At 61.4% G+C, this 22783-nt stretch carries 22 protein-coding genes; 10 read left to right on the forward strand and 12 right to left on the reverse strand.

The window, feature by feature from the left end:
• Positions 1 to 127 precede the first annotated feature (127 nt).
• On the reverse strand, positions 128 to 1033 hold the full coding sequence (locus E2K80_RS10055; protein ID WP_135374890.1) for a LysR family transcriptional regulator: 906 nt from the start codon (positions 1031 to 1033) through the stop codon (positions 128 to 130).
• 93 nt (positions 1034 to 1126) lie between these two features.
• On the opposite strand from E2K80_RS10055, the gene metF reads away from it, so the two are divergent.
• From metF to E2K80_RS10085, 6 genes are all read left to right on the forward strand, one after another.
• Positions 1127 to 1993 carry a methylenetetrahydrofolate reductase [NAD(P)H] gene (gene metF, locus E2K80_RS10060; RefSeq protein WP_135374891.1) on the forward strand — a complete coding sequence of 289 codons (867 nt, stop codon included), beginning with the start codon at positions 1127 to 1129 and terminating at the stop codon, positions 1991 to 1993.
• Between the two features lie 140 nt (positions 1994 to 2133).
• Positions 2134 to 2631, forward strand: a complete 498-nt coding sequence (locus E2K80_RS10065) for a PaaI family thioesterase (RefSeq protein ID WP_135374892.1) — start codon at positions 2134 to 2136, stop codon at positions 2629 to 2631.
• A 75-nt stretch (positions 2632 to 2706) separates the two neighbouring features.
• Positions 2707 to 3903, forward strand: coding sequence for an aspartate aminotransferase family protein (locus tag E2K80_RS10070; protein WP_135374893.1), 1197 nt, complete (start codon positions 2707 to 2709; stop codon positions 3901 to 3903).
• Positions 3887 to 4432 (forward strand): GNAT family N-acetyltransferase, encoded by a 546-nt coding sequence (locus tag E2K80_RS10075; RefSeq protein ID WP_135374894.1) that lies wholly within the window; start codon positions 3887 to 3889, stop codon positions 4430 to 4432. The genes E2K80_RS10070 and E2K80_RS10075 overlap by 17 nt, the downstream gene beginning before the upstream one ends.
• A 70-nt stretch (positions 4433 to 4502) precedes the next feature.
• A complete protein-coding gene (gene argF, locus E2K80_RS10080; RefSeq protein WP_135374895.1) occupies positions 4503 to 5429 on the forward strand; it encodes an ornithine carbamoyltransferase in 927 nt (308 codons plus the stop codon).
• A gap of 62 nt (positions 5430 to 5491) precedes the next feature.
• Entirely contained in the window at positions 5492 to 6331 is an 840-nt protein-coding gene (locus tag E2K80_RS10085) for a DMT family transporter (RefSeq protein WP_135376565.1), read from the forward strand.
• Here E2K80_RS10085 and E2K80_RS10090 read toward each other — a convergent pair.
• Positions 6328 to 7398: a serine hydrolase domain-containing protein gene (locus tag E2K80_RS10090; RefSeq protein WP_168193159.1), complete on the reverse strand. Its 1071-nt coding sequence runs from the start codon at positions 7396 to 7398 to the stop codon at positions 6328 to 6330. The two genes, E2K80_RS10085 and E2K80_RS10090, sit on opposite strands and share 4 nt — an antisense overlap.
• The gene (locus E2K80_RS10095) at positions 7395 to 8216 is read right to left on the reverse strand and encodes an ABC transporter permease (protein WP_238475486.1); all 822 of its coding nucleotides are present in this window, start codon (positions 8214 to 8216) and stop codon (positions 7395 to 7397) included. The genes E2K80_RS10090 and E2K80_RS10095 overlap by 4 nt, the downstream gene beginning before the upstream one ends.
• Positions 8217 to 8357: 141 nt before the next feature.
• Here E2K80_RS10095 and E2K80_RS10100 point away from each other — a divergent pair, with 141 nt between their 5' ends.
• On the forward strand, positions 8358 to 8936 hold the full coding sequence (locus E2K80_RS10100) for a GcrA family cell cycle regulator (protein WP_135374897.1): 579 nt from the start codon (positions 8358 to 8360) through the stop codon (positions 8934 to 8936).
• 161 nt (positions 8937 to 9097) lie between these two features.
• Here the strand turns inward: E2K80_RS10100 and E2K80_RS10105 are convergent, their stop codons facing one another.
• Positions 9098 to 9577, reverse strand: a complete 480-nt coding sequence (locus E2K80_RS10105) for a transglycosylase SLT domain-containing protein (RefSeq protein WP_135374898.1) — start codon at positions 9575 to 9577, stop codon at positions 9098 to 9100.
• Between the two features lie 316 nt (positions 9578 to 9893).
• Here E2K80_RS10105 and E2K80_RS10110 point away from each other — a divergent pair, with 316 nt between their 5' ends.
• A complete protein-coding gene (locus E2K80_RS10110) occupies positions 9894 to 10394 on the forward strand; it encodes a hypothetical protein (protein WP_135374899.1) in 501 nt (166 codons plus the stop codon).
• Between the two features lie 198 nt (positions 10395 to 10592).
• Here the strand turns inward: E2K80_RS10110 and E2K80_RS10115 are convergent, their stop codons facing one another.
• Complete coding sequence (locus E2K80_RS10115; protein ID WP_135374900.1) at positions 10593 to 12632, reverse strand: AsmA family protein; 2040 nt, start codon at positions 12630 to 12632, stop codon at positions 10593 to 10595.
• Between the two features lie 269 nt (positions 12633 to 12901).
• Here E2K80_RS10115 and rimO point away from each other — a divergent pair, with 269 nt between their 5' ends.
• Positions 12902 to 14275, forward strand: coding sequence for a 30S ribosomal protein S12 methylthiotransferase RimO (rimO, locus tag E2K80_RS10120; RefSeq protein ID WP_135374901.1), 1374 nt, complete (start codon positions 12902 to 12904; stop codon positions 14273 to 14275).
• A 411-nt stretch (positions 14276 to 14686) separates the two neighbouring features.
• Here rimO and scpA read toward each other — a convergent pair whose 3' ends face one another.
• A complete protein-coding gene (scpA, locus tag E2K80_RS10125; RefSeq protein ID WP_135374902.1) occupies positions 14687 to 16819 on the reverse strand; it encodes a methylmalonyl-CoA mutase in 2133 nt (710 codons plus the stop codon).
• A 227-nt stretch (positions 16820 to 17046) separates the two neighbouring features.
• Between scpA and E2K80_RS10130 the strand changes: the two genes are divergently transcribed.
• Positions 17047 to 17520, forward strand: coding sequence for a DUF4174 domain-containing protein (locus tag E2K80_RS10130; protein WP_135374903.1), 474 nt, complete (start codon positions 17047 to 17049; stop codon positions 17518 to 17520).
• A 1-nt stretch (position 17521) separates the two neighbouring features.
• Here the strand turns inward: E2K80_RS10130 and E2K80_RS10135 are convergent, their stop codons facing one another.
• From E2K80_RS10135 to E2K80_RS10155, 6 genes are all read right to left on the reverse strand, one after another.
• Positions 17522 to 18760: a Y-family DNA polymerase gene (locus E2K80_RS10135; RefSeq protein ID WP_135374904.1), complete on the reverse strand. Its 1239-nt coding sequence runs from the start codon at positions 18758 to 18760 to the stop codon at positions 17522 to 17524.
• Positions 18761 to 18880: 120 nt separating this feature from the next.
• Positions 18881 to 20881 (reverse strand): acetyl-CoA carboxylase biotin carboxylase subunit, encoded by a 2001-nt coding sequence (locus E2K80_RS10140; protein ID WP_135374905.1) that lies wholly within the window; start codon positions 20879 to 20881, stop codon positions 18881 to 18883.
• Between the two features lie 120 nt (positions 20882 to 21001).
• A complete protein-coding gene (locus tag E2K80_RS10145) occupies positions 21002 to 21208 on the reverse strand; it encodes a hypothetical protein (RefSeq protein WP_135374906.1) in 207 nt (68 codons plus the stop codon).
• A 265-nt stretch (positions 21209 to 21473) separates the two neighbouring features.
• Positions 21474 to 21848, reverse strand: coding sequence for a hypothetical protein (locus E2K80_RS10150; RefSeq protein ID WP_135374907.1), 375 nt, complete (start codon positions 21846 to 21848; stop codon positions 21474 to 21476).
• Between the two features lie 222 nt (positions 21849 to 22070).
• Complete coding sequence (locus E2K80_RS19110; RefSeq protein ID WP_168193160.1) at positions 22071 to 22211, reverse strand: hypothetical protein; 141 nt, start codon at positions 22209 to 22211, stop codon at positions 22071 to 22073.
• 202 nt (positions 22212 to 22413) lie between these two features.
• Positions 22414 to 22767, reverse strand: coding sequence for a DUF6497 family protein (locus E2K80_RS10155; protein ID WP_145988590.1), 354 nt, complete (start codon positions 22765 to 22767; stop codon positions 22414 to 22416).
• Between the last annotated feature and the right edge of the window lie 16 nt (positions 22768 to 22783).

The raw sequence follows: 22783 nt of genomic DNA on the forward strand, positions 1-22783 counted from the left end.
CGCTATAGACCCGTCGGCGCGTGCTGCCAAGGCGCAATCGGGCGCCCCGGCCCTCAACACGGCACAGGCAAGCCGCCACGCAGGCACCGGTCACACACCACCTCGTGCAACCGGGTCTTACCCCTGCCTAGCTGCGTTGCAGTTTAAGCGGCTCGGTCCGCGCAAGCTTCAGAACATGGGACATGAAGGGTTTGCTGGTATCATCGCCCCGCGTTGCCCCGTAAAGCCGCCGGGTCAGGCCGGTCTCGGTCAGCGGCCGGGTGACATAGCTGCTGTTGTTGCGCAATTCGCGCACCACCCAATCGGGCAGGACCGATACCCCCCGGTTCGAGGCCACCAGAAGCAGGATGACCGCCGACAATTCCACCTGCCGGATGCCTTTCGGTTCAATCCCAGCCGGGATCAGCATCTGGCTGAACACATCCAGCCGCGGCCGCTCCACCGGGTAGGTGATCAGCAATTCGTCGCGAAAATCCTCTGCCTCGATAAAGGGTTTCGCGGCCAGCGGATGCTGGGCCGAGGCAACGAAAACCGGCTCGTAATCGAACAGCGGGGTGAAATCTATGCCCGGCAGGTCCTCGGGGTCGGAGGAGATTACCAGATCAACCTCTTCGCGCAACAGCGCGGGCAGCGCCTCGAACTGAAGCCCGGGGCGAATATCCACATCCACATCCGGCCAGGCGGTGCGGAACCCCTCCAATACCGGCAAAAGCCAATCGAAACAGGCATGGCATTCAATCGCGATATGGAGCCGCCCCGATTTACCCGCGCGCAGACCGTCAAACTCGTCCTCCAGCGCCGCGATCCGGGGCAATATCTCCTCGGCCAGGCGCAGCAGCTTCATCCCCGCTGGCGACAGGCGCATCGGCTTTGACCGGCGCACGAACAATTCCACCCCCGCCTGCGCCTCCAGACCCTTGATCTGATGGCTCAGCGCACTTTGGGTGATGTGCAGCGTATCGGCGGCCTTGGCCAGCCCACCCTCCTGATGGATCGCACGGATCGTGCGCAGGTGGCGAAACTCCAGATGCATATATGCCTCATATAGATGATGAGTTTTATGAGTTTGTCTTCACATTCCCTCTATGCGACATCACTTACCGACATTTCAAGGATCACAATCGCCATGACCGTCCCGTCCGTTTCCTTCGAGTTCTTCCCTCCGCAATCGCTGGAGGCCTCGTTTCGGCTGTGGGACACGCTTGGGGTCCTGGCCCCGTTGGCGCCCGAATTCGTCTCGGTCACCTATGGTGCGGGCGGCACCACGCGGAAACTGACCCATGAGGCGGTGAAGGCGATTGATACGAATTTCGGCGTACCCGTGGCCGCGCATCTGACCTGCGTGGACGCAACACGCGCCGAAACACTCGCGATTGCCGACAGCTATGCGGAAGCCGGGGTGACGCAAATCGTCGCCCTGCGCGGCGACCCGCCGAAAGGCACGGGCGGCTTCACCCCCCATAAGGACGGGTTTGCAAGCTCCGTCGATCTGATCGAGGCGCTGGCCAGAACCGGCAAATTCACCCTGCGCGTCGGCGCCTACCCTGATCCGCACCCCGATGCGCCCGACATGGCGGCCTGTGTCGCGTTTCTGAAACGCAAGATCGACGCAGGCGCAAGTTCCGCCATCACACAGTTTTTCTTCGAGGCGGAAACCTTCTTCCGCTTCCGCGATGCCTGCGCCGCGGCGGGCATCACCGCGCCGATCATTCCCGGCATCCTGCCAATCCATAACTGGGCCCGGATCCGCCGCTTTGCCAGCAGTTGCGGGGCGGTGATCCCGGCCTGGCTGGACGAGGCGTTCACCGCCGCAAAACGCGACGGGCGGGAGGCTTTGCTGTCCACCGCCTTGTGTTCCGAACTGTGCACCGACCTGATCGAGGGCGGCGTCAGCGATCTGCATTTCTACACGCTGAACGCACCGGAACTGACCCGCGATGTCTGTGCGGCCCTTGGCGTGACCCCGAAACAGGCCCTGGCCGAGGTGGCGTAGCCCCGGCATCACCGGACTTCTCAAGAATTCGGCCCCGCGCGGTCCGGATCAACATATTTACGCCACGTCACATCAAGCATCATCTTGCGCCGCGCCCTCACCCCGGCTTGGGTACAGTGATCAACACAGCGGAGGGCGTCATGGGCACTGGACCCCATACAAAATCTGTCGACGAGGCTGTCGACACCAAACAGCTTCTCTCCATGTCCGGGCTGGCCTTCATGAAAGCCATGCGCGACGGCGCCCTGCCCGTCCCCCCCATTTCCAAAGGGTTGCGGTATCATCTGGATATCGTCGAAGACGGCCGCGTGGTCTTTCGCGGCGCCCCCTCCTTCGATCATACAAACCCGATGGGAACCGTTCATGGCGGTTGGTACGGCACCGTGCTTGACAGTTGCATGGCCTGCGCCGTGATGACCAAACTGCCCAAAGGCTCGGTTTATACGACCCTGGAATACAAGATAAATATCATCCGCCCGATCCCCGTGGGCATGGAGGTTCTGGCCGAAGGCATCACCAGCCATGCGGGCCGCTCCACCGGGGTGGCGGAGGGCACGATCAAAGATGCCCAGGATGGAAAGCTCTATGCCACCGGCTCCACCACCTGCCTCATCATGAAGATCACTGATGGAACATAACCTGCCTTGAATTGACTTGATGCAGGCTTTCGGGCAAGCCCGGGTCTTCCTGCAATCCCTCATTCGGAGATGGTCATGATATCGCCGGTTCTTCCCAGCTATTCCCGCGCACCGCTTTCCTTCGTCAAAGGCGAAGGGGCCTGGCTGGTGGAGGCAGATGGCCGACGGTTTCTGGATTTCGCCAGTGGCGTTGCGGTGATGGCCCTGGGCCATAGGCATCCGGCTTTGGTCAATGCCCTGAAATCGCAGGCAGACCAGCTTTGGCACACCTCCAATCTCTATACGGTGCCGCAACAGCAGGAACTGGCGGAAAAGCTGGTGGAACATACATTCGCCGACACCATGTTCTTCTGTAATTCCGGCACCGAGGCCGGTGAACTGGCCGTGAAGATGGCCCGCAAATACCGGTCTGAAACCGGTCAGCCTGACCGGAGCACGATCATCGCCTTCGAAGGCGCGTTTCACGGCCGGTCCACCGGCATGATTTCCGCCGCAGGGGCCGAGAAACTGACCAAAGGTTTCGGCCCGCTGCTGCCCGGGTTCATCCACCTGCCCTTTGGCGACACCCAGGCGCTGCGCATGGCCGCCGCGCGGCCCGATGTGGGCGCGATCATAATCGAACCGATTCAGGGCGAAAGCGGCATCCGCCCGGTGCCCGATCAGGATCTGAAAGAGCTGCGGGAGATCTGCGATAGCCACGGCCTGCTGCTGATCCTTGATGAAATCCAGTGCGGCATGGGCCGGACAGGCAAGCTTTTTGCCCATGAATGGGCCGGCATCACACCGGATATCATGATGATCGCCAAAGGCATCGGGGGCGGCTTTCCGATCGCAGCACTGCTGGCAACCGAAGCGGCGGCGGTCGGCATGACGCCCGGCACCCATGGCTCCACCTATGGCGGCAACCCGCTTGGCTGCGCCGTGGCCAGCGCGGTGATGGATGTGATCACCGGTGAGGGCTTTCTGGAAGATGTGAACCGTCGCGCCGGGCTGTTCCGCCAGCGGGCCGAAGGGCTGGTAGCCTCCCATCCCGAGGTGTTCGAGACGGTGCGCGGGGCCGGTTTCATGCTGGGTCTGGTCTGCAAGACACCCAATCTCGATGTGATCAACGCCGCTTATGCGCAGGACATGCTGACCGTCCCGGCAGGCAATAATGTGGTGCGCCTGCTGCCGCCCCTGACCCTGACAGAGGCAGAGATTGCCGAAGGGATCGACCGGCTTGACCGGGCCGCAACCGCGCTGGAGGCGCAGATGCATGATGCCGCAGAATAATAATACCTATACGTTCCGCAAGCTCACCCGCGCCGATTACCCGCTGATCGAAATCTGGCTCAGCCAGCCCCATATCGGCGGCTGGTGGGGCAAGGCCGCTGCCGAAATCGCGCTGATGGAGGAAGATATCGACAACGGCCCCACCGATATGCGGATTGTCGCGCTGGACGGGCATCCCTTTGCCTTTGTGCAGGATTACCCCGCCCATCACTGGCCCGCCCCGCATTTCGCCGATCTGCCCGCCGATGCCCGCGCCATGGATACCTTTCTGGGGGACCCTGCCTTCCTTGGCAAAGGCCATGCCCGGGCCTATCTCCGCCAACGCGCCACTGACCTGATGGGCACGGGCACACGGGCCGTCGCCATCGACCCGGACCCGACAAATACCCGGGCCATCGTCACCTATACCGCCGCAGGTTTCGACCCGGTGGAAGAACGCGATTGCGGCGATGGTGACCGGGTTCTGGTGATGCTGTTCCGACGACAGATGGCCAGACCGGCACCCCCCGCCCTGCTTTCTTCTTGTTGAAAATACGCGCGGGGGAGCGCGAGGGGGTGGCAAACCCCCTCGCCCCCTCGGCAAACCACAAGCGACCGATATGAAACATTTTCTCGACATCAACAAAACCAGCCCCGCCGAACTCAGACAGATGATCGACCAGGCGGGCGTCATGAAAACCGCCCGTGGCAACCGCCCCAAAGGCATGATGGATGATGACCAGCCCCTTGCCGGCCATATGGTCGCGCTGATCTTCGAAAAACCCTCGACCCGGACCCGGGTCAGCTTTGATGTGGGCGTGCGCCAGATGGGCGGGCAATCCATGGTCCTCTCGGGCACCGATCTGCAGCTTGGCCATGGCGAAACCATTGCCGATACCGCCCGCGTGCTGTCGCGCTATGTGGATCTGATCATGCTCAGAACCTTCGAGGAAGACGTGCTGCTGGAAATGGCAGACCACGCCAGCGTGCCGGTGATCAACGGGCTGACCAACCGCACCCATCCCTGCCAGATCATGGCCGATGTGATGACCTTCGAAGAACATCGCGGCCCGATCAAAGGCAAGAAAATCGTCTGGACCGGGGATGGCAACAATGTCTGTTCCAGTTTCATCCATGCCGCCGGGCAATTCGGCTTCGATCTGACCTTCACCGGGCCCGAACCCCTGGACCCGGAGCCGGGTTTCATTGCCGAGGCCCGCGCCAAAGGGGCCAATATCGAGATCATCCGTGACCCGGCCCAGGCCGTCGAAGGCGCCGATCTGGTGGTGGCCGACACCTGGGTGTCCATGCATGACAGCCAGTCAACCAAGGAACGCCGCCATAATCAGTTGCGCGGCTATCAGGTGGATGACGCGCTGATGGCCAGGGCCAGGCCCGGGGCGCTGTTCATGCATTGCCTGCCCGCCCATCGCGAGGATGAGGTGACAAGCGCTGTGATGGATGGCTCCCAGTCGGTGATTTTCGACGAGGCTGAAAACCGCCTTCATGCCCAAAAGGCCATTCTGCGCTGGTGCCTGGGCGTGTGAGCGATACCGCCGCCCCCACCGCCGCGAAAATCCCGCAGAACCCGGTTCTCGCGGTGGGGTTCATGCTTCTGGCCACGGTGTTCATTGCCGCGACCACACTTCTGGCCAAAGCGCTCGGCACCGATACGCTTGGGCCTGCGCTGCACCCGTTTCAGGTCAGCCATGGCCGGTTTCTTTTTGCCTGGGTTGCGGTTGTCAGCGCTGTTGTGGTTCTGCGCCCGCGCTTTACCCGGCCGGATATGCGCGTTCACATTGCCCGCACCTTATGCGGATGGGCCGGGGTCAGCCTGCTTTTCGCTGCCGCTGCCGCAATCCCGCTCAGCGATGCGACCGCGATCAGCTTTCTAAGCCCGGTCTTCGGCATGATTCTGGCGATCCCGCTGCTTGGCGAACGGGTTGGCCCCTGGCGCTGGCTGGCTGCCGCGATTGCCCTGACCGGCGCGATGCTGCTGATCCGCCCGGGCAGCACGACCATGCAGGCGGGCGCGTTTCTGGCCCTTGGCGCCGCCCTGTTCACCGGGTTGGAGATCATTCTGATCAAACGCCTCTCGGGGCGCGAAAAACTGCTGCAGGTTCTGCTGATCAACAATACGCTTGGTATGATCCTGTCCAGCCTCGCAGTGATCGCTGTCTGGCAACCGCCAACTGTCGCACAATGGGGCGCTCTGGTCAGTCTGGGCCTGATCATGGCCTGTGCGCAGATCTGCTTTTTCAGCGCCCTGCGACAGGCGGATGCAAGTTTCATCACCCCGTTTTCATATCTGACTCTGGTTTTCGCCGCCCTCTATGACCGGTTGATTTTCAACGTCATACCTGACGGGATCAGCCTGGCAGGTGCAGCCATTATCATCGGCGGCGCGGCCCTTCTGGTCTGGCGCGAAACCGTGCATCGCCGCCCCTAAGGCAACGCCGCTGCCGTCAGTCCTGCCTCAGTCAAAGCCGGAGAAATCTGCTCCAGAAACCCTGAGTTCGCCGCCACGAACAGGGCCCTTCCCACTTCAAAATCAAGCCATGCCATCGCCAGCCAGAAGGTGTTCGACCCGTTATGTGCCAATCGGCCCGGCTCCAATTCAAGCCATCCCATGGCATAATCCGCGCCCTCGGGGGGTATATGCAACCGATCCCAGCTTTCCGCGCTCAGATAGCGGTCATCGCGCAGCAGATGCGCGCGAAGATATGCAAGCATGTCCCCGGCGTTCATATGAACCGATCCCGCAGGGCCAAAAACCGGCGGATTATCCGGCCCTGTCGCCGGGTCAGCGGGCCGAAGCCGCCCCCCGAACCCCCGGCGATGCCCCCATGGTTGCGTGTCTGGCGCTGCGTATCCTGGCGGGCCGAAGCCCGCGCTGTCCAGGCCCAGAGGTTCAAACAGCTCGGCGATGATCAACGCCTCCCAGCTTGTCCCTGCGCGCGTGGCCAGCATCTGCCCTGCCACGACATAGCCCATATTTGAATAAAGATACGTTCCCGGTGTTTCGGCCAAGGGCCAGGTCAAAACCTCCTCGACCAACGTCTGGCGGTCGGCATGATGATCGGTCTCTGTCCAGTTCCGGGGCAGGGTCATCATCCCCCACCGCCCCGGATTGGCCGCGATGCCGGAGCGATGAGTCAGAAGCATCTCCAGTGTCGCCGCACTGCCCGGCAGGTCGTCCTGGCCCAGAACCTCGCCCGCGCTGTCATCCCAGCCAATCAGCCCCCGTTCGACCAGCCGCGCGGCCACCATCGCTGTCATTGATTTTGTCAGGGATCCCAGATGCCAGAGATCCCCGGTCGCAACCGGTTCATCCCGACCCGCGATGCGCAGACCCGCCACAGCCCAGTCCAGCCGTTCTGCCTCGGCCAGCCCGACAACTGCACCGGGGATCAGATCGTGGGTGACCAACCCATCTGCCAGGCTTTGCAGGTCATCTGCCCATGCTGTGCCTGTCATCACAACCCCCATCATCAGACCGAACAAACCCGTTTTCATGATTTCAGCCGATACCCGGTTTTGAACCACCGCCATGCCAGCGCCATCACCGCCAGTGTCGCCCCCGACGCAACCCCCAGACCCAGCCATGGCGTACTGTCAGATACGCCCAGAACACCGTAACGCACCCCGTCGATCAGATAGAAAACCGGGTTCCAGTGGGTAATGCTATTCAACCAGCCCGGCAGGGCCGCAATGGAATAGAATGTGCCCGACAGAAAGCTGAGCGGGACAACAATGAAATTCGTGATCGCGGCAATCTGGTCAAACCGCTGTGCGATAATGGCCGCGACAATGCCCAGGGCGCCCAGAAACGCGCTGCCAAGGATCACAAAGACCAGTGCCCAGAGCGGATGCGCCACGCCCAGACCGATGACCGGGAACATGATGACCGTCACCGCCAGCGCCACCAGCAGGCCGCGCAAGACCCCGCCGATGATATAGCCCAGAACCAGTTCCAGCGGGCTGAGCGGCGGCATCAATGTATCCACGATATTGCCCTGTACCTTGCCGATGACAATCGACGATGAAGTATTGGCGAATGCGTTCTGGATAACGGTCATCATCAGGATGCCCGGTGCAATGAAATGCAGAAAGCTGACCCCCATCACATCGCCGCGCTGCCCGCCAATGGCCAGCGAGAAGATCAGAATGAACAGCCCCGCCGTGACCAGAGGCGCGAGCAGCGTCTGGGTCCAGACCACGACAAAACGCATCACTTCGCGCTTGGCCAGCGTGTAGAGACCCAGCCAGTTGACCCGGCCAAAGCGACGCACGCCCATGCCGGTTTGGCCACCAAAACCCTCTGCTGTCATCATTGTTGGTATTTTGCTCGTCATCGCCTTGTATCCACTCCCTCAGACGCGATAGGATAGGTCTTCCAACTCGCTGGTCCCGGGCCCATATGCAAGGGCCGTGGCGCACCGAGCCATGTGCATAAACGAGCAGGAGGGGCATCCATGTCCTGGACCGACGAGCGCGTCGAGATACTCAAGAAGATGTGGGGCGAAGGTCAATCGGCCTCCCAGATCGCCAAGGAACTGGGCGGCGTCACGCGCAATGCGGTGATCGGCAAGGTGCATCGTCTGGGTCTGTCAAACCGGGCCACCAGTGGTGCGGCGGCAAAATCCGCCCCCGCGAAAGAGGCTGCGAAACCGGCCGCCAAAGCCGCCCCGGCCACGCCGAAAGCGGCCCCCAAGACTGAACCGGCCCGTGCCGAAACCGCGCCTGCGCGCGCGAACAACGTCACGCCGCTGCGCAAACCGATCGTGCCCGCAGGCCAGCCGCTGCCGCCGCAACCCTCGGCCAATGAGATCAGCCCCGAGGCGCTGGCCAAGGTCAATGAGGTTGAGAAACACGCCAAGCGCATCAACCTGATGGAACTGACCGAGCGGACCTGCAAATGGCCCATCGGCGATCCGGCCACGGATGATTTCTATTTCTGCGGCCTGCCGGTGCAACAGGGCAAACCCTATTGCGAGGCCCATGTGGGCGTGGCCTTCCAGCCGATGAGCAGCAGACGGGACCGGCGGCGGTAGGATATACATCACGCGGAGGGCAGAGCCCGCACCGAGGGGTGGGCGAGAAGCGCCCGCGCCCCGTGGGGGCGGTACGGGCGCTGCCCGGCGGTGCCGCCGGGCGGGAGGGTGATGCGGGGTGGATCAGAATTTCAATCCGGGCAACCGATAGCGACATTTGCCTACCGGCAATCCCGCCGGATTTCCCGATCCAGCAGCCCGGTTTCCACCAGCATGCAGCGGTTGCGCGCCTCATAGTAATAACCGCGCGCATACCAGCCCACGGCGGTATCGAAATCCCCGTCTGACAAAAGCCAGGCGCCACGCAGATACCGCACCCCGTAGCGCAGATTGGTATCAGGATCGAGCAATTCGGAGGCCGGGCCCTGATGGCCCATGGTCCGCGCGGTGGCGGGCAATATCTGCATCATCCCGTAATAGGGACCATTGCGCGCCTCCGGGCGATAATCGCTTTCCCGCTGGATCACCCGGTGGATCAGCGCCGGCGGCACATCATAGCGCGCGGCATTCTCATTGATCAAAGCGCGGATGGCCGGCGTCTCATTCGGGTAAAGCCCGGGCACAGATGCGTCCGGGGCAGAGGACCGGCCACAGGCAGTCAGCAAAATCAGAAGCGTCAGGATGGCGATGCAACGTATCATACGCTGCCTTTAGCCGAGCATGCCCCCTACTGACCAGAGCCGAAATCGCAGAGCGGCAACAACCCGCTTTGGAACACCGCACACCTTTGATTCAATATCGGGCGAGTTTCTGAATCCTTACGCCTTGCCCGTCATGCAATAATGGCCCAAACGTCAAGAAATTCTAGCTCAGACCAGACGTTCTGCGCGGTCCGAGCCGAGATCGGCAGTGCGGGACAAACCTGCCGTTCGCGACACTTGCGCCAATAGCCGCTTCAAAATTGGAATGCCTTGTGTGAACATGTCGTTCAAGGCGGAAAAATGAATGGGTGTCTAAATGGCAATGGTTGAAATGTATGAGCCGCAACCTGAGCCGGAGGTCATCACTCTCGGGCATGCCGAGGTCATCTTCAAAGGTGTCTCATTAGAAGAGATCGACGAGGATCTTGCTGAGCTAGTTGCTATGGAAATAGGGGCGCTGATCAATGAGCGCCTTGCTACCGTGATTGGCAGCGAAACTGGTTTTGCGACATCGGGTTACGAGGTTTCGCTTGAATCACTGACACTCGAATTAGAAGATGTTTTCGAGGGTAGCATTGTCGGTCGCTTCAAAATGATCGGTGCGGCATTGATAACGAGTTACGGGCTAGTGGCCTCATATCCAGCGTTCAAAGAGGCTGTACCGATACTAACCAACGACATTAGCCTAGTGATCCAGTATGTGATCGATAATGCTCCAAAGCCGGAGCCGTACAGACCGCACCCAAAGGAATTTAACCTCTACCTTCGAAGTGAAGATGAGATAGAATCCGAGATATTCGAAAAGAGGGGTTTTTGAGTTGGCCAAGTGGTACCGCGGGCTGACTTAGTTTACCTCATAACTTCGCCTGTGCGGACATTTGTTCAAAGTGCAGCATCTGTCCCTTTGGGCTCTTTTTCCTCTTTCGCTGCATCCAGCGCCAAGGTCTGCTTTCCCGATTCTGGGTTAGTTGATGACGTGAAGGTCAAAACCGTCTGACGTTCAACAGCCCGCCGATCAGTCGAAAATCCGCCGCAGCTGTTCCTCGGCCTGATCGCGCAGGCGATCTTCCAGGGCATCCTCGATTCCCTCCCCGCCCTGACCGTTCTCAACATCGACGCCAAGCGCATCTCTGGCCTGATCCCGCAACCGCTGTTCCAGCGCGTCCTGCTCGGCTTGCAGCCGCTCGCGCGCTGCCGCCTCCAGCCGTTCGCGTTGTTCCGCAAGCTCCTGCTCGGCGATATAGGCCAGATCAGGGCGGAAGCTCAGATCGGCCCATGGCCCGGTGATCAGGATCGGCACCCGAAGCCCGCCACTGCCATCATCATCCTGCATGACGGCGGGGATCACCCGGTAATCCACGTTTTGCGCCCCGATATCCGTGCTGCCCGCACCGGTGACCCGGCCCCAGGGGGCCGCCAGTGCCAGATCCTCATTCCGCAACACGCCATCGGTGATTGTGAAACTGGCCACCAGACTGTCATAGACCGTCCGCGCCCCCTCCCCCCGGTAGGAACTGTCGAAATTTCGGATCATACCGGCCAGATCAAACCCCAGAATGGCGCCCTGGCCGAAAGTGACCGAACCGCTGCCATCCAGACTGTGCATCAGGCTGTTCATGTCATCCCCGACGCCCAGCACATTCAGCGCGATATCCCCCCGCCCGTCCAGCCGGTCATAACCTGCAAGCTGCGACAACAGCGGGGTCAGCGCCACACCCCGAAACGCCAGATTGACACGGGAAGACAGGCCGCCGCGCCCATTGACCACCACTTCGCCCGACAGCGTACCGCCATAGGCCCCGATCCGATCAAGCCCAAGCACCAGACGCCCGCGATCCAGATTTGTACGCAGATCGACCCCATCCAGCACCGCCAGACCCAGATCAAGACGCTCCAGGGCTACGGAAAGCTCTGCATCCATCGCAAACAAGCCGCTGACATCAATCCGGTCCCGGGACCAGCCGGAGCCAGCGCTGGTGCTGCTGGCACCGCCGCTACTGGCACCGCTTTGGGTCTCACCGCCGGTTATCGCGCTTAAATCCACGTCACCGCCGATCAGCGCACCATTCAGCATCCAGCGCTCATCCCCCGGCAGCATATCCAGATCGGCCTCGAACCGGTGGTCATCCAGCAAAATATCCCCACCCCGCAGATGCAGGGAGCCTTCTGAGGCCAGAACCACATTGCCCGCCAGTTCAATCCGCTCCCGGCCAAGGCCTTGTGGCAGAACCGGTGCGGCCTGACCTGCCACGGCCATCAATGGGCCCAGATCACGGGCGGCAAAACGCAATTCGCCTTCCGCGGCCGGGGCCAGACCTGCACGCCCGTCAAAACTCAGATCGCCCCCATCCCAGCCCAGATGGACGGTCACCGACTGTACCGCGCCGTCAAGCAAGGCGGCGATGCCCGCGACCGAGGCCTCAAGGGTCAGGTCACTGCCATTGACCCTGCCGCTGGCCTCGACACTGGCGGCTCCTCCGGCTTCGGGCAGACGCAGGGTCAGATCAAGCGCATCGGCCCGAAATTCCTGCCCGGTCCCCAGATCTCGATACAACAGGGAGGCATCGTGCAGCATGGCCGCATCAAAGCCAAGGCTTGCCAGAATGCCGCCGCCGCCGCTGTCTTCGGTCCCGGTGGATGTGTCTGTGCCGGTGTCAGAGACCTCTTCCGCATCCTCAAAGCGCCAGCTTTCGCGCCCATCCGCCGCGCGCACCAGAACCAGCCGGGCCGTCTCCAGCCGGGCCTGTTCCAGTTGAATGCGCCCGGCAAGCAAGGCCTGCCAGCTTACACCCAGGTTCAGCGCCTCGGCTGTCAGCATCGGGCCATCCGTGACCCAGTCAGGATTGCCGATCTGCACATTCGCGACCCGGACCCCCAGATAGGGCGTAAAGCTTGGCCGGATACCGCCGGTGATCTGCACGGGCCGGCCTGTGGCCTGTTCCAGACGATCCGCCGCCAAAGCGGCAATCCGTTCCGCCGGAATCGACAACAGCGCCCCTATGATCAGCAACCCGAGGATCAGAAGCGCCAGAATTGTTCGGAAAATCCACCGCATCACCTGTCCTTATCGTTACGACTCAAACCTATAGCTTTCGGGTTTACCCTGAAACAGACAGTATCGAAAACCGCGTTCGAGCCAAAGGCGAGAGGCCGCTTTTTTCGATCCAAGGCTGACCCGAAACGGGTTAGCGCGCCTTGGCAAACGGAAACAGCCCTTTGCGGCTTTGCTCAGGGGGAAAATGGGCAAAGACGTACCCTTGCTGATCAACTGCCTATCAAAAGCGCCCTTCCCCCGCGCCGTCTCAGCCGCTATCTGGCACCCTTATGAGCCAGAACCCGCCAGACCTCCGCCCGGATCTAGCCCGGGCCCATGTGCCACGCGACGCCCGACCGGGCCAGCCCACCATCGGCATGGTCTCTCTTGGCTGCCCCAAGGCGCTGGTCGACAGTGAGCGTATTCTGACCCGCCTTCGGGCGGAGGGATATGCGATTTCGCCTGATTATGATGGGGCCGAGGCGGTGATTGTGAACACCTGCGGCTTTCTTGACAGCGCCAAGGCCGAAAGCCTGGACGCGATTGGTGAAGCGCTCCGCGAAAACGGCCGGGTGATCGTGACCGGATGTCTGGGGGCCGAGCCTGACTATATCACCGGCACCCATCCCAAAGTGCTGGCGGTGACCGGCCCGCATCAATATGAACAGGTGCTGGATGCGGTGCACACCGCCGTGCCGCCCGCCCCCGACCCGTTCATCGACCTGCTGCCGGGCAGCAGTGTCAGCCTGACGCCCCGCCATTACAGCTATCTGAAGATATCCGAGGGCTGTAACCACAAATGCAAATTCTGCATCATCCCCGATATGCGCGGGCGGCTGGCCTCGCGTCCCGCTTTCGCGGTGATGCGGGAGGCGGAAAAACTTGTAGAGGCCGGGGTGCAGGAACTGCTGGTGATCAGTCAGGATACCTCGGCATATGGCGTTGATATCCGCCATGCGGAAGACCGGGGTCACCGCGCCCATATCACCGATCTGGCCCGCGATCTGGGGGCGCTTGGGGCCTGGGTGCGGTTGCATTACGTCTACCCCTACCCCCATGTGCGCCAGCTGATCCCGATCATGGCGGACCCGTCGAACGGGCTTCTCCCTTACCTCGATATCCCGTTCCAGCATGCCCATCCCGATGTGCTGCGCCGCATGGCGCGCCCGGCCGCTGCTGCGAAAACCCTGGATGAGATTGCCGCCTGGCGCGCCATCTGCCCGGATATCACCCTGCGATCCACCTTTATCGTCGGCTACCCCGGAGAGACGGAAGCCGAATTCCAGACCCTGCTTGACTGGCTGGACGAGGCAAAGCTCGACCGGGTTGGCTGTTTCAAATACGAAAATGTCGAGGGCGCACGGTCAAATGCCCTGCCCGATCATCTGCCCGAAGAGGTCAAGGAAGAGCGTTTCGCCCGGTTCATGGAAAAGGCGCAGGCAATCTCTGCGGCCCGGCTTGAGGCGAAGCTGGGGCAACAGATCGAGGTGATCATCGACGCGGTTGATGCCGAGGGCGCAACCTGCCGCACCAAAGCAGACGCGCCCGAGATTGACGGCAATCTTTTCATCGACGCGGGGTTTGAAGCGCTGGAACCGGGGCAGATCGTCACCGTCGAGGTGGATGAGGCCAGCGAATATGACCTGTGGGGCCGGCTGATCTGAACGCCCTTCTATAGAGCGAAATCGTTTCATTCTGCACCATCGCCCATCGAAATTCGCGTTCGGTATCAGCAGTTTGCTGATCGAGAGGCAGGGAATTTTGATTCAGATTACAGCATGCTGCCTTAAACCTGAGACATCGCGCATCACAAATGTCCCGAGAACGCGAAGCGTGGCAGGGTATTTGTGATTCAAGTTTCAGGCAGGGTGCTTTAAACGATTTCTGCTATAGCGTTTCGGATTTTACCTGAAACACTACAAATTCCGGAACCTGTTTGTATGAACATAAAGGGCCGCGCCCGAACCGAGGGGAGGGCGAGAAGCGCCCGCCCCGTGGGGGCGGTTCGGGCGCTGCCCGGCGGTGCCGCCGGGCGCAAGCTCATAACCTTTCATCATCGGCCGCCCCCGCCCCAGTCAGCCCCGCGCCTGACCGATCAGGTTCAGGATATCCTTTGCGGCCTCGGGAATATTGGTGCCGGGCCCGAAGATCGCCTTGACCCCCGCTTCCTTCAGGAACTGGTAATCCTGATGCGGGATGACGCCGCCGCAGATAACAATAATGTCGCCTGCCCCCTCGGCGGCAAGTGCCGCGATCAGCTTGGGTGCCAGGGTTTTGTGACCTGCGGCCTGGCTGGAAATACCGATCACATGCACATCATTGTCGATGGCATCCTGCGCGGCTTCCTCGGGCGTCTGGAACAACGGGCCCACATCCACATCGAACCCGATATCGGCAAAGGCGGTGGCGATGACCTTGGCGCCCCGGTCATGGCCATCCTGGCCCATTTTCACCACCAGCATGCGCGGGCGGCGGCCCTCATCTTCGGCAAATTTCTCCACATCCGCCTGGATGGCGGCAAAGCCTTCATCGCCCTCATAGGCCGCGCCATAGACACCGGCGAGGGTTTTCACCTCGGCCCGGTGGCGACCAAATGCCTTTTCCATCGCCATGCTGATTTCCCCCACTGTAGCCCGGGCGCGGGCGGCCTCTACCGCGAATGCCAGAAGATTGCCCGTGCCGGTTGCCGCCGCATTTTCAAGCGCGGCAAGGGCCCCGTCACATGCGGCTGCATCCCGCGTGCTGCGGATCTGCTCCAGCCGCGCCACCTGCGCCTCGCGCACGGCGTCGTTGTCGATATCCAGAATGTCGATCGGGTCTTCCTCGGCCAGGCGGTATTTATTGACGCCCACGATCACCTCATCGCCCCGGTCAATCATCGCCTGTCGTCTGGCCGCGGATTCCTCGATCCGCAGTTTCGGCATGCCCGAGATGACCGCCTTGGTCATGCCCCCCATCTCTTCCACCTCTTCGATCAGGGCCCAGGCCTGTTCGATCAGATCAGCGGTCAGCGCCTCGACATAGTAAGAGCCCGCCAGCGGGTCGACCACATTGGTCACCCCGGTTTCCTCCTGCAGGATCAACTGGGTATTCCGCGCGATCCGGGCCGCGAATTCCGTGGGCAGGGCAATCGCCTCGTCCAGCGCGTTGGTGTGCAGGCTTTGCGTGCCGCCCAGAACCGCGCTCATCGCCTCATAGGCGGTGCGCACCACATTGTTATAGGGGTCCTGTTCCTGCAGGGACACGCCCGAGGTCTGGCAATGGGTCCGCAGCATCTTGGACCGTTCGGATTTGGCACCGAAACCGGTCATGATCCGGTGCCACAGGAACCGGGCGGCGCGCAGCTTGGCGGCCTCCATGAAGAAATTCATCCCGATGGCGAAAAAGAAGCTCAGGCGACCTGCGAACTTGTCCACATCCATGCCGCGCTCCAGCGCCACACGAACATATTCGCGGCCATCGGCAATGGTATAGGCCAGTTCCTGCACCAGGTTCGCCCCGGCCTCCTGCATGTGGTAGCCCGAGATCGAGATCGAGTTGAATTTCGGCATTTCGTCAGAAGTGTATTCGATGATATCCGCGATGATCCGCATGCTGGGTTCGGGCGGGTAGATATAGGTGTTCCGCACCATGAATTCTTTGAGGATGTCATTCTGAATGGTGCCGGAAAGCACCGCGCGGTCATGGCCCTGTTCCTCGCCTGCGACGATGAAATTCGCCAGGATCGGGATCACCGCACCATTCATCGTCATCGAGACCGAAACTTTGTCCAAAGGGATGCCGTCAAAGAGGATTTTCATATCCTCGACACTGTCGATGGCCACACCGGCTTTGCCCACATCGCCCAGCACACGGGGGTGGTCGCTGTCATAGCCCCGGTGGGTCGCCAGATCGAAGGCCACCGATACCCCCTGCTGCCCGGCGGCCAGCGCCTTGCGGTAAAACGCGTTCGATTCCTCGGCGGTGGAGAACCCGGCATATTGCCGGATCGTCCAGGGGCGGCCCGCATACATCGTCGCCTTCACCCCGCGGGTAAAGGGCGCCTCCCCCGGGATGCCGCCCATATGCGGCAGACCGTCCGTATCGGTCGCGGTGTAAAGCGGCTTGACCGGAATGCCTTCCAATGTGTTCCAGGTCAGATCATCGGGCGCGCGATCGCGCAGCTCTTTCTCCGCAAGCGCATGCCAGGCATCGGTTTTCTTGGTCATGTGGGTGTCCTCTTCCTTATCCTGTCACAGCCCGCGCCGTCGTTTGGGTGCTGATCCCCCGGCCCGTCCCGTCCGGCGGCGGTGCCCCGTCGTGCAGCGTTTTAGCCGCCAATAGCTGCCTGAGTTCGCGATACATCCCGCAATCGACACGATCCGGATGACCAAAGGTCACGAAAGCCTTCGCTTTCCCCCGACCAGCCCCTATATCTGACACAGACGGAGGAGTGATGCGCGCAAGTTCCATACCATTTCTAGCCCTTGGTTTTGCACTGTTTCTTGGGCTACCGGCCCTGTCGCAGGATGTGGCCATGGACCAGGGCACCGTCACCGACGGGGCCACCGAAATCGTGGACCCGTTGGAGCCGCGATCCGCGATCGGTCTGGAGCTTGACGATTTTCTCTGGGTTGCGCGGCCCATCGTGGTGTTTGCCGATACCGATGCAGACCCCAGATTTCGCGAGCAGATGGCGCTCTTGGCCGCGCGCCCTGATCCGCTGCTGGAACGGGATGTGGTCATCATCTTCGACACCGATCCCGATGCCGGTTCTGACATCCGGCGCGCCTTGCGCCCGCGCGGTTTTGCCCTGGTGCTGATGGACAAGGACGGCACCGTCAATCTGCGCCGCCCCTCGCCCCGAGATGTGCGCGAGATCACCCGCGCCATCGACAATATGCCGATCCGCATCGAAGAGACGCAGTGATCTATTCGTGAAACTCCGCCCGGTCGGGCACCCGCTGAAAGGCGATTTTCGCGCCGGTGAAGGGCACCTTGTGCGGTGGCAACTCGCCAAAGCGCACCGTGTCCTGACCGAACCGCGCGTTCAGCCCGTCGATCATCGAGCATAATCGCTCGCTCCGGCTTTGTTCCCCCGCGCTGCGTGCCTCGAACAGATCGGCCATATGGGCGCTCATCGGCACCAGCCCGGCCAGCATGACCGAAACGCTTCGCGGGGCGGCAAGCTCCAACCGGTCCCAATAGCGCCCGAAGGTTCGCAGCAGGGTGAATGTGTCCTGCGTCGCCATCATGGTATCGCCCGTTGACTGCCGCCCGCAACGGTCGCAACTGGCGCTGATATGCAGCGACCGCGCCAGCAGCCCCTCCCGTCTGAGGCGGGAGGCCGCCTTGACCAGCAAACGCCGCGCCACCAGCCGCGCGCCCTGCGCGGTGCGGTTTTGCGGCACCAGCCGCTGCCCATGGCCAAGCGAACTGCGCCGGGTCGGCGGATAGATCACCCTGCCGCCCTGCAATTGCGTCAGAAACCGCGCCCCTTCCACATTGCCCCAAAGATGGCGCGCCGCTTTCGGCGTCAGGGCATAAAGCCCCGCCGCGTCGTGAATGCCCGCCCGGTCCAGCCGCGCCAGCACCCCTTTGGAAATGCCCGGAAACCTGGAAAGCGGCAGATGGGATATCTTGCCCGGCAGCTCTTCCGCCGTGATCCAGCCCAGCCCTTTCGGCTTGGACATTTCGGCCACCACCTTCGCCAGAAGCTTGTTTGGCGCCACCCCGACCGAGGCGGTCAGCGCCGGATGCACATGACCCGCGATGGCCTGTTGCAGGGCAAGCCCGATCTCCCGCGCGCGCCCAAGCTCCTGCTGTTCCCCCATCAGCAGACAGGAAAATTCGTCCACCGAATGGGCGGTATGGATCGGCAGAACCGTTTCCACCGCATCGCGGATCTGATGATGATAGGCGACACAGACATCGTGCTGCGCGGCGCGAAACACGATATCCGGGCACAGGCGCCGCGCCTCGGCGGCGCGGGTGCCAAAACCGATACCGCAGATTTTCGCCTCGCGGCTGGCGGCAATCAGGGCGGCCCCCGGCGCATCGGTTGTCACAACCCCCACGGGCCGCCCGATCAGCGCGGGTTCCTCTGCCTGACAGACAGAGGCAAAATAGGAATCCATGTCGAAAAACAGGGTCGATACACGCTGTGACATGGCGGGACTCAGAAGCTGTGCCGGGGTGGGCAATTCTGGAACATAAAGGGAACAAATGCAAGCGGGCGGCACTGGCCAGCCCGTCAGCCTTCTGCAACCGGTTATATGCGCCCCTGGCTGTCATTCGAACTCCATGATCACATCATCGACCGCCAGACTGTCACCGGCACCGGCATTGATCTTGGCCACCACGCCCTTTTTCTCGGCGCGCAGGATATTCTCCATCTTCATCGCCTCGATGGTACACAGCGCCTGGCCTTCCTGAATCTCGTCGCCTTCGGCCACATCGACCTTCACGATCAGACCCGGCATCGGGCAGAGCAGCAGCCGCGAGGTATCGGGCGGCAGTTTCTCGGGCATCAACTCGGCCAGTTCCGCCTGCCGGGGGGTACGCACCACCACTTTCAAATCCGCCCCGCGATACCGCAACCGGGCCCCGCCACGAATGAAATCGGTCTTCACGATCATCGGCCGGTCGCCCACCGTGCCTTTGAACAGTGTCTCGCCCAGATGCCAGTCAGAATTGACCTTGTACTGGGTCTGATCCTCGAAGGTCACTTCGGTGCCGAAATCAGTCTCTTCGATATGCACGGGGAAAGATTGCCTGCCCACAAACACCACCCAATCGGGCGCCACCCGGCGGGAATGGTTGGGCATCGTGCCACTGATCCGGGCGGCGCGTTCCTCTTTCAGCATTTTCATATGGGCGGCCACGGCGGCCAGATATTTCAGGTCATCTCCTTCCGGGGTCACACCTTCGAACCCGTCGGGATATTCCTCTTCGATAAAAGCGGTGGTGATATTGCCCGAGGTAAAGCGCGGATGGTCCATGACGGCAGCCAGGAAAGGCAGGTTATGACCGATCCCTTCCAGTTCGAACCCGTCCAGCGCATTGCGCATCGCCTCGATCGCCCCGGCCCGGGTCGGGGCCCAGGTGCAAAGCTTGGCGATCATCGGGTCATAATACATCGAGATCTCGCCCCCCTCGAACACCCCGGTATCGTTGCGGACGCAGTGATCTTCCCAATGGCCTTCCTCGGGCGGACGATAGCGCACCAGCCGCCCGATGGAGGGCAGAAAGCCGCGATACGGGTCTTCGGCATAAAGCCGGCTTTCCATCGCCCAGCCGGTCAGGGTGACATCCCCTTGCGCGAAGGGCAGTGTTTCCCCCCCTGCAACGCGGATCATCTGTTCCACCAGATCGACCCCGGTGATCAATTCGGTCACCGGGTGTTCCACCTGCAATCGGGTATTCATTTCAAGGAAATAGAAGTTCTTGTCGCCATCGACGATAAACTCCACCGTGCCGGCGCTGGTATAGCCCACAGCCTGAGCCAGGGCGACGGCCTGTTCGCCCATGGCTTTTCGGGTCGCCTCATCCAGAAACGGGCTTGGGGCCTCCTCGATCACCTTCTGGTTGCGCCGCTGGATCGAACATTCCCGTTCCCCCAGATAGACCGCATTGCCATAGGCATCGGCCAGAACCTGTATCTCGATATGCCGGGGCTGGGTCACGAATTTCTCGATGAAAATCCGGTCATCGCCGAAACTGCTGGCCGCCTCGTTTTTCGAGCTTTGGAAGCCTTCGCGGGCCTCCGTGTCATTCCAGGCGATCCGCATACCCTTGCCGCCACCGCCCGCGCTGGCCTTGATCATCACCGGGTAACCGACTTCGTTCGAAATTTTCACCGCCTCATCGGCATCGGCAATCAGGCCCATATATCCGGGGACGGTGGAAACCCCCGCTTCCTGCGCGATCTTCTTGGAGGTGATCTTGTCGCCCATCTGTTCAATCGCGGTGGCAGGCGGGCCGACAAAGGCCACGCCCTCGGCCTCAAGCGCTTCGGCAAACATCTTGTTTTCGCTCAGAAACCCGTAACCGGGATGCACGGCCTCTGCCCCGGTATCGCGAATGGCCTGCATCACCTTGTCGATGACAATATAGCTTTCCGCAGCAGGGGGCGGCCCGATATGCACCGCTTCATCGGCCATCTTCACATGCAGCGCATCGCGATCCGCATCGGAATAGATCGCAACCGTGGTGATCCCCATTTTGCGGGCGGTCTTGATCACCCGGCAGGCGATCTCGCCGCGATTGGCGATCAGGAGTTTCTTGAACATGTCGGTCTGTCCCTTCTTTTCAGGCGCAGACGCCTGTCTTCAGCACAAAAAAGGCCACCCGGGCTCTTACCCCGGCGGCCTTTTGTCAGGTCGATGATCTCGGTTGTGAAGTGCCGCGCCTTAGCGGCAGATATTGGTGATCTCGTCGCAGACCGCGCCAAGGGCGCCGCCGACAACGATGCCGGTTGCGACACTGCCGCCAAGCGCCGCAGCCGCGACACCGCCTGCTGCCGCGCCGACACCGGCCCGTTCCAGATCAGATGACACACAGGCCGATAGGCCCAATATGGCAACAAGTGCGATGGTAAGTTTGTAGGTTGCGCGCATTTTGCGTCTTCTCCTGTCGATATTATGCCTCTGTGACGTAAGCTTACCCTATCCGGCCTCACATAAAAAGGCGGTCGGCGCAGAGTTCTGGCCGACCGCGTCGAAGGTGAAGGGTAACACGTCTTGTCACGACCGACCCAATAACGACTGGGGACAGGGGCCGGTCGTCCAAAGCTTGCACAGGAGAAACCGGCACCAAAGGGCAAGCTTTGACCGGTTTCGCTTTGGGCCGGAATTCGCGCAATCGGGCAGGAGATAGGCAGCATCATGCCGACAGCCCCTCCCAAACGCCCGATCCGTCAAACGCCTCGGGGAAGGACACGCGGGCGCGGGATTCGTCAATTTGCAACAGCGCATCATAGCTTTCGGGATCAAACGGGTCTTCGATACTGATGATCTCGCGCCCGAACAGCCAGCTCAACCGGCCTGCATCCAGATTGCCGCGCTCAAACGGCTCAGACCCGAAATAAAGCCACAGCGCCTCGATGAACCCGGCATCGGCGCGCCGGTCCGCAGGCCGCCGGTCCGCATGCCGTTCGCGCCGGACCAAAGGGGTGGCCCCCGCCTTGTTCTCACGGCGAATGGTGAACTGGTAATCGGTGCCCGGAAGACGACCGGGGAAACCGCGATGCTTGATCATCGCCGCACCTCCCCGATTGCCGGTTTTTGGCGCCGGGTGTTATGGTTTGGCGATGGCCACCAAAACAATGATACGGGATATGAACATTGAAAAACGTCTTCGGAACTAATGGCATCACAATATTGTGTCCGGCCAAAACCCCAAAGAGGTTCAAATAAAGCCGCTTGCAAGACGGCGGAAATATGCCGGACGGGCGCGGTGGCCCGTCCTGGCTGAGTACTGTCAGTTGTACTTGTTGTACACCGGTTCCTCGACGATTGGGGCCGGCTCGACAATGACGATTTCTTCCTGCGGTGCCTGCGAGCAAGCGGCGACGCTTGCCAAAAGACCCAGTGCAAGAATGGCATTGATGCTCTTATACATCTCGCTCTCCTGTTATGTTGGACCGGACCAGAGAAGACTCCGGGCACGATCAAAGGGACGGCCACCTTTTGGTGCCCGGCTTTCAGGATAGCGCGAATGGTGTCTGATCCATACCGGTTTCGGTCCAGAGCCGCGCGCTGTGGCGGGACTGCATCAGTCCTTTGCCCGCAACAGTTAATCCCCGCAACATATTGGGGTTGCATCAAAAACCCTCCCATATGCAGGTATTGTTCCGGATGACATAACCGGCGAAAAACTGCGTGGCATCGGCATTTACCTGCCCACGCGGCACGATCTGATCCATGATCTGCACAACGACCTGCACCGGCGGCTCCGGCGCGGTATCCATCGCCGTCGGCCCCCATTCGGCGCAGGCCCAGTCCAGGTCCGCCTGCGGATCGGCGGTGCTGCCCGCAAGACCGGGTGCAAGGATACGGAGAATGGCCCAAAGCTCATCGGAATAGGGCTGCAGCTCGTAAAGCACCTCATGCAATTCCATGGCCAGACCAGAGGGCGAGAGCAGCTCCTGCGCACGGGCGGAAAGGGGCTGCGCCATTGCGGCAGATGCGGTG

Source organism: Rhodophyticola sp. CCM32 (assembly GCF_004751985.1).
GTDB lineage: Bacteria > Pseudomonadota > Alphaproteobacteria > Rhodobacterales > Rhodobacteraceae > Rhodophyticola.